Annotated in this window: 4 protein-coding genes; 1 reads left to right on the top strand and 3 read right to left on the bottom strand. The window is 48.8% G+C overall.

The window, feature by feature from the left end; translation table 11 throughout:
- Positions 1-82 precede the first annotated feature (82 nt).
- On the bottom strand, positions 83-229 hold the full coding sequence (locus tag RMO84_RS14155) for a hypothetical protein (protein WP_310489095.1): 147 nt from the start codon (positions 227-229) through the stop codon (positions 83-85).
- Between the two features lie 40 nt (positions 230-269).
- Entirely contained in the window at positions 270-455 is a 186-nt protein-coding gene (locus RMO84_RS14150) for a hypothetical protein (protein WP_310489094.1), read from the bottom strand.
- 136 nt (positions 456-591) lie between these two features.
- Between RMO84_RS14150 and RMO84_RS14145 the strand changes: the two genes are divergently transcribed.
- Entirely contained in the window at positions 592-2,034 is a 1,443-nt protein-coding gene (locus RMO84_RS14145; protein WP_310489093.1) for an RtcB family protein, read from the top strand.
- A gap of 78 nt (positions 2,035-2,112) precedes the next feature.
- Here the strand turns inward: RMO84_RS14145 and RMO84_RS14140 are convergent, their stop codons facing one another.
- The gene (locus tag RMO84_RS14140; RefSeq protein ID WP_310489092.1) at positions 2,113-2,946 is read right to left on the bottom strand and encodes an Rpn family recombination-promoting nuclease/putative transposase; all 834 of its coding nucleotides are present in this window, start codon (positions 2,944-2,946) and stop codon (positions 2,113-2,115) included.
- Positions 2,947-3,147 lie beyond the last annotated feature (201 nt).

Here is a 3,147-nt window from a genome sequence, read left to right as displayed (position 1 = left end):
CATTGGTTTAGAAAGATAGTATTTTAGCTATATTAATAGCCTTTCACAGGAATGGTGTACCCATTTATAGGAGGTGTGCGCTCTAGCATTCAACACTTCTGGCATCAGATATTCGATCTAAAAAGTAGTAAGTAACTGATTCGTCAATTGCTGACGTTTCATTAAAACAAGCATTGCTAGCCCATAAATTTTCATTCAAAATTCGTTCGACAAATTGAATCTTGTTCATTTTTGATAATACAGGCTTTCTAGGTTAAGTTTATCAAAATTCAACATAATGTTATTGCTGTCAAGCTTGGGATTGATGACACGCGATCGATATATTCGATCTCCTCGGTGAGTTTGCAAACTATCAGATTTTCGGTGTGAGAATTATTACCGAAATACGCTTCGGGAGACTTCCCAGATACTCGCTCGATCGCCACTTGACACCGATCGAACCAGCGAGCTACCATGAAGTTACGAGCACATCGCTCGAATTAACTAATTTAAACAAAACCTTCCACCACTGCGACTGCGGCTGCTGAAAACCCAGTCCACCTATCCAAAAATAATTGCCAAAACCCACAGCGGTTTTGGTGACAGGTGTTTATGCAGCAGCCCAAGAATACAAATCGACTCCTCCGCGCTCTCGCCAAGCAAGGATTGGATGTCAGTTATGACGATCGAGTTTATACCGTTCGCTTGAATCAGTGTGCCGATGCGCCAGTCGCAGAAGTCCTATTACCGCCAGATTTCCCGATCGAATCCAAAGCCTTCCAACAACTCGCCCAGCTCACTACGCTCGCCCATCCTGGTGGGGGTAAAGTGACTCGCACCTTTGCGACGCCCGATTTCCATCCCGGCGATACGGGAGTCGCGATCGGTTCGGTGGTGCAAACTGAGGGAATGCTCGTTCCCGCCGCAGTCGGTAGCGATATCAACTGCGGGATGCGGCTTCACGTTGTCGATCTCAGCGTCGATGATTTTCTCGCCCAGCGCGACAAATTTGTCGAACTGATGAAGGGGGATTATTTCCTCGGCACTCGCGATGTCACGATGACTGCGGCGACGAGTCGGGCGATGTATCGAGATGGCATCCCTGGCTGGTTGGAGCAAATGTCCGCCACGCCGATGGGAAGCGTGGCTAAATCCGATTTCGGTCAATTGTGGCGGGAAATCGATCTGGTTCAATTTCTCGGCTCAATGGCCGGAAATCCCCGCTGGGCACCCAGCGAACTCGTTCCCGCCGCCGGATTGGTGCGTGATGGCGATCTCGGTACTATCGGCGGTGGCAATCACTTTGTGGAGATCCAAGAGGTGATGGAAATCCGCAACCCGCGCCTTGCTTATCAATCTAGCGTCAAAGTCGGGCAACTCGCGATCGCGATTCACTCCGGTTCGCGCAGCGTTGGCAAATACATCGGTGGCATGTGGCGCGACAGAGCTAAAGCCGCTTGGCTCAAGGGCTACCCCTTCCCCCAGTCGAGCTTATTTTCGCTCTCGACAACAACCGATCCCGATCTCGTCGCCGAGTATCTCGAAGCCGAAGCAACGGCGGCTAATTATGCCTTTGTCAATCGCCTGATTTTGGCTGAATTACTGCGGTTGCGTCTGCGGCAAGTGTATGGCGATCTTGCGGCTCCCTTAGTCTGCGATCTGCCTCACAATCTGACTTTTCCCAATGGGAATGGTTGGATCGTCCGTAAGGGAGCATGTGCGGCAGGTTTGGGACAATTGCTGATTACGCCAGGATCGATGAGCACACCTTCCTACCTACTGTCGGGATTGGGAAACGATCGCTATCTCAATTCGGCGGCTCATGGTGCAGGCAGAGCGATCTCTCGCTTTGAACTCACCCGTGCGGGGGCAAATTATACCGAGTCAGATTTGGGTTTGACAGGTGTAGATTGCATCACCTTGCGATCGGAACGTCGGATCGAAGAAGCTCCAGCCGCTTACAAATCGATCGATCGAGTCATCGATACCCAAGTCGCCGCAGGCATGGTGGAAGTCGTCGCCAAAATGCGTCCGATTCTCACTTTTAAGGCTTAACATCTTTAGTGTTTAGACAACCACTCCCCAACTTCTTTGGTTCGACTTTGGCAGTCTGGGGGGTGGTTGCTAACATCTTTAAGCCATCTCTAACCAATTCTGTAAATCTTGCAAGCTATTAAAATCTAGTAATGCTTCACCCAAAGCTTCCAATCGATCGATCGACAGTAATTCTACACTCGATCGTAAATCTTGAGGTACTTCACCTACTTGTCTGGCAACTTGACGTAAGATCAGTGCTTTTTCACGCTGAAGAGCGCGTTGTTCGCCTTGCTGTTCGCCAGTTTCAAAAATCTCTTGATAAATTACTGATTCTTTCATAATATCCTCCCGAAATAATCTTTTTACTAGAGTTTTATTAAACCGTAAACCTGCCATGATTTGAACATAGCTAGATAATTCCTGTCGCCGCACTTCTGGTTCCATTTTACCGACTTCGCTAGCAACCTGCACGAGCAATTCTTCGGTAGGCTGCGCGGTTAAAGTTGCGAATGGCAGTAGTGCTGAATCTGCTAGAAACAAGCTGGGATCTTCTTCCCAGATTTTAACGACGCGATATTGGTGGCGGGTTTGCTCGAATTCAAAAGTGGTTTCGATTTCGGTATCTTCGCTAGGCGGTAAAAGCAAAATGACGATTTGAGTAATTGGCATTTGATAAAGCCGATAGAGCCGCACCCAATAATCGAGCATTCGGAAGTTTATCGGCGGCTCCGAGATCCAACGAGTTTGAAATTCGAGGTGAAGGATGCGGTTGTGAGTTTTTAAAAAGGTAAGGGAGTCGGCGCGGATAGGTTCGATGCTCAGTTCGGTTTTGAGGATTTCGACGTTGGTTTGGGGTGCGCCGAGCAGCCAGGTGGCAAAGCGTTCTGGATATTTTTCAGCGAGGATTTTGGTGAGATTATCGTAGGACATGTGTGCTGATGGCAACTATTCGTTGGCGAAGCCTACCGGAGGTAATCGAGCCTACCATGAGTGTGGGTTGAGACACTGCGATCGATTTCAATCGGTTATGTCGATCGCTTCTGGATTCGATCGATCTGCTCCGCTCTTGCACCGCCCTGAAATAAAATTTCGGGCTAATAGCACAAGTTCTCTGAAGAGAACTGCCGGATC

Origin of the sequence: Chamaesiphon sp. VAR_69_metabat_338 (assembly GCF_031423935.1) — a bacterium.
GTDB lineage: Bacteria > Cyanobacteriota > Cyanobacteriia > Cyanobacteriales > Chamaesiphonaceae > Chamaesiphon.
The sequence above is the reverse complement of the archived record's forward strand: the minus strand, read 5'-3'. Positions and strand labels throughout refer to the sequence as shown.